We start from the raw sequence: 4,319 nt of genomic DNA on the forward strand, positions 1-4,319 counted from the left end.
ACTCCTTTCTCTATCCAAGGCAACGGAAACAGCCATTATCTTGAAACTGAGTCTTCAACAATCGGGAGCTTTAATGGGATAACAAACTGCCTAACTGCGCCTATATAAAAAAGCAAGGGCAGATCATGCAGCGCCCTTGCTTTTGGTTATTTGATTGGAAGATAGAGTGTAAATTTCGTTTCAACACCAGTGTAAGGATGATATTCTTCAAAACCAAACCCTTCAACCAGCTCATACCCTTTGCTTTTTATCCACTGGAATAGGTAAGGATAAGGATTAAAATCATGAACGGACGGGTCAAATTCTAAGACTGCGTATTTTTGTGCAGGAATGGTTTTCGTGATCATGTCTTGCGGAATTTTCTCAAAGCTATCCACTTCGACTGCGGCTATCCAATAAAAAGCTTCCGTGTCCTCATTCCAGTTGGGCGGATCGACGAACATACCAATAGAGTTAGGATTATTGATGCGGTTTTTCACTTTGTGCAGCTTGGAGGTGTGAAAATGCTCCATCAATCGAGGAATCTTCACTTCTCGCTCATCCATCATCGTTTGACAATAAGTGCCGACCACTTTGAAGTTGGACTTCTTGACGACTTTAGGTTCAACCGCCGTTGAAACTTGCTCGCTCATTATAGGGCCACTCCTTTTTTGTTTGATCACTCTCCATAACTATTTCCACAAAAAATGTCATTTACCTTTTAAAAAATCCCCGTTCGATCATATTCGTAGCGATTCGATAAAGTTTTTAGCCTTTTCCTAAGCCATACCTTCTCATTCTATATCATACTAGCTGTACCCATCTTTTTATTCTCAATTTTTCAACTGACTATTACCAAGATCCAATAACTGCTTGTAAAATCGCTTTTTGGACATGCATACGATTTTCTGCTTGCTGGAACACGGCTGATTGAGGCCCATCAATGACCTCGGCTGTTACCTCTTCATTACGATGGGCAGGCAAACAATGAAGGAATGAAGCATCCGGCTTCGCTTTAGAGAAAAGCTCTTCGTTCACTTGAAAACCACTGAAAGCTTTCAGGCGTTTTTCTGATTCCTCTTCTTGCCCCATACTCGTCCATACATCCGTATAAATGACATCGGCCCCTTCCACCGCTTCATCGGTGGCGTGACTTAAAGTAACCGAGCCTTTATAGCGGCGAGCAAGCCGTTTTGATTTTTCAACAATATCATTATCTGGCTCATATCCTTCTGGTGTGACAATCACAAACTCCATCCCCATCATCGCGGCGATGATCATTAAGGAGTGGGCGACATTATTTCCATCTCCTACGTACACAAGTTTTACTCCGCAAAGGCGTCCTTTAAGTTCGAGGATTGTAAAAATATCGGCAAGCGCCTGACATGGATGGTATATGTCACACAAACCATTGATGACGGGTACCGTTGCATGCTCAGAAAGTTCTTTCAGTTTTTCATGGGAAGTCGTACGGAACATGATGGCATCGACATAACCAGATAAAACTTTGGCCGTATCGGCAATCGTCTCTCCACGTCCAATTTGGATATCTCTTGAGTTAAGGTAAAGAGCGTGTCCCCCCATCTGAACCATGCCAACTTCAAAGGAAACTCGAGTTCTAGTTGAAGATTTCTCAAATATCATCGCCAGTGTTTTACCACTTAACGTACTGGAATGAGGATTTTCCTTTACATATTGCGCTTGCGCTAACAATTGAGTAACATCTGACTGATCAAAGTCCAGCCACGTTAATAAATTCTTCCCTTTAAGCGAATAGCTCGTAGACATCATTTGTTCCATCAAATTCATCCTACTTGCACTCCTTCCGTCTTCTTATCTGGTAATGGGATTGGTTCAACCTGTGTACACGCAAGAGATTTCAAATAAGCCTCGAAGGTCGATTTCTCACTGAATACAGTAATGCCGTATTTCAACGCTTGTATTCTACGCTCCTTGGCTTCTTTAGAATCATCATCATTAAAATAGACTGCTGATTCATTGGCTTGAATCCATTCTCCGAATGATAAACTACTGGAGGGGACATCGAAATGGCCTCCATCATCAATAAAACAGGATTGCTGGTTTTGATACGGATTAGGCAAATGAGAGAATACCTTGGCTAAGGCTTCTTCCACGGTACGGCCGATAGCCATCCCCTCTCCTGTTGATTTCATATTAGCCCCCAGCTTATGATCCAGCTCAGGTAATGCATGGGATGAAAACAGTGGATATTTGACAGCCACATAAGGTAAGTCTGGTGTCTCCAACTCTTCAAGCTTGCAGGAAGCGTCTCCTGCCAATACTTGTACGGCCAACTCTACAAGAGATTGATTGGAAACTTTACTGATAATCGGAACAGTCCGACTAGCACGAGGATTAACTTCAAGGACGTAGACCTCATCCCCTTGCCAAAGAAACTGGATGTTCATGATGCCTTGATAATGGAAATGCTTCACAATTTGATCGCTAGATTGATAGACTGCTTCTTTGACTTTGTCTGGCAGCGTTGAAGGGAAAATCGCCATGCTGTCACCCGAATGGACTCCGGCCGGCTCGATGTGCTCCATGATTTCTGGAATGTAGCTATGCGTACCATCTGCCACCAGGTCCACCTCTACTTCTTTTCCAACCATGAATTCATCTAGAACAATTGGATAATGGCGATCGTCTGTCTCCTCCAAAGCCTTCTCCAGTTCAGCCTCACTATTAATTTTGACCATCCCCTGTCCGCCGATGACGTACGATGGACGGCAGAGCAGCGGATAATTGTATTGATCTGCAATCAAAAGTGCTTCTTCTTTCGTATAACAAGTGCTTCCTTGCACATGAGGAATGTTAAGAAGATTAAGCGCTGTATAGAAACGATCACGATCTTCAAGGTCAGCAAGGGTGTCCACTTCCACTCCTGCCATAGGAATTTGGGCGTCAGCCAGCTCTTCTGCTATATTGATTCCGGTTTGACCACCGAACTGGGTAAAGACAAGGTCGACCTTTTCATGATTTACAATCGAAGCGATAATTTCTTTAGTGATTGGTTCGAAATATAGACGGTCCGCCGTCTCGTAATCCGTACTGACCGTTTCTGGATTGTTGTTGATCATGATTGTCTTCCAACCTAATTTACGTAAACTTTCTATGGCCTTTACAGCGCTGTAATCGAACTCGACTCCTTGCCCTATACGGATGGGTCCGGACCCAATAATCAACGCTTTTTTCGTAGCTTCTATTGGTTCAATTTCATTTTCACCAGCATAGGTGCTATAAACATAATTAGTCGCTGCTTCAAATTCAGCTGCGCACGTATCAACCATTTTATATTTGGGAATGAGATCATGGGAGCTTCTCAATTGCTCAATTGCCTCAACAGGTTCCCCAACGAAAGAACCAATCAACTTATCAGAGAATCCGTACACTTTTGCTTGTATGAGGATATCTAACGGCAACGTCTTCAGAGTATGCTCGCTGATCGCTTTTTCAACGTCAATTAAATTCTTCAACACATCGAGGAAAAACAGATCGATCCCTGTAATGTCATGAATCTCCTCAATGGTTTTGCCTTTGCCCAACTGATCCATTATGGCAAAGTAACGAAGGTCTGTTGGCTTCGTCATATGCTCCATTGCATCGATGATTTCGGGTGTTTTTGTATCGAGTGACTGTACGGCCTTCTGGAAGGCTCCCTCAAGCGTTCGATCAATAGCCATAACTTCTCCTGTTGCTCTCATCGTAGTCCCCAGCTTACGGTTAGCGTCAGAGAACTTATCGAAAGGCCAGCGAGGGAATTTCACAACAACATAATCCAAAGCGGGCTCAAAACTCGCATAAGTGTGTCCCGTAAGTGGGTTCTCCAAGGAATCCAGTGAATGTCCAAGCGCCACTTTTGTAGCCATTTTCGCGATTGGATACCCTGTAGCTTTTGAAGCCAGAGCGGATGAACGACTGACTCTAGGATTAACCTCTATGACGTAGTAACGATTGCTATGAGGGTCCAAAGCGAGCTGAACATTGCATCCTCCAATGATCTCTAAAGCCGAAACGATGGTAAGCGAAGCTGTTCGTAACATCTGATATTCTTGATCCGTCAACGTTTGCGAAGGTGCGACAACAATGGAATCGCCCGTATGAACCCCGACAGGGTCGAAGTTTTCCATGTTGCAAACGGAAATACAAGTCCCGTTTGCATCCCGCATGATTTCATATTCGATTTCTTTAAACCCAGCAATGCTTTTCTCTACAATTACTTGTTTGATTGGGCTTGCCTTTAATCCGTTATTAATAAGCTCTAACAAATCTCCCTCGCTATCCGCAATGCCACCACCGCGACCGCCAAGCGTATAAGC

At 43.6% G+C, this 4,319-nt stretch carries 3 protein-coding genes; all 3 read right to left on the reverse strand.

The window, feature by feature from the left end:
- Nucleotides 1–146: 146 nt before the first annotated feature.
- A complete protein-coding gene (locus LD39_RS07245; protein ID WP_035544598.1) occupies nucleotides 147–632 on the reverse strand; it encodes a GyrI-like domain-containing protein in 486 nt (161 codons plus the stop codon).
- A 199-nt stretch (nucleotides 633–831) separates the two neighbouring features.
- Complete coding sequence (gene argF / locus LD39_RS07250; protein ID WP_052158763.1) at nucleotides 832–1,788, reverse strand: ornithine carbamoyltransferase; 957 nt, start codon at nucleotides 1,786–1,788, stop codon at nucleotides 832–834.
- A partial coding sequence (gene carB / locus LD39_RS07255) for a carbamoyl-phosphate synthase (glutamine-hydrolyzing) large subunit (RefSeq protein ID WP_035544600.1) occupies nucleotides 1,785–4,319 on the reverse strand: 2,535 nt, incomplete at its 5' end. The genes argF and carB, both read right to left, overlap by 4 nt.

The organism is Halobacillus sp. BBL2006 (assembly GCF_000786645.1).
In the GTDB taxonomy this organism is placed as follows: Bacteria; Bacillota; Bacilli; order Bacillales; family Halobacillaceae; genus Halobacillus.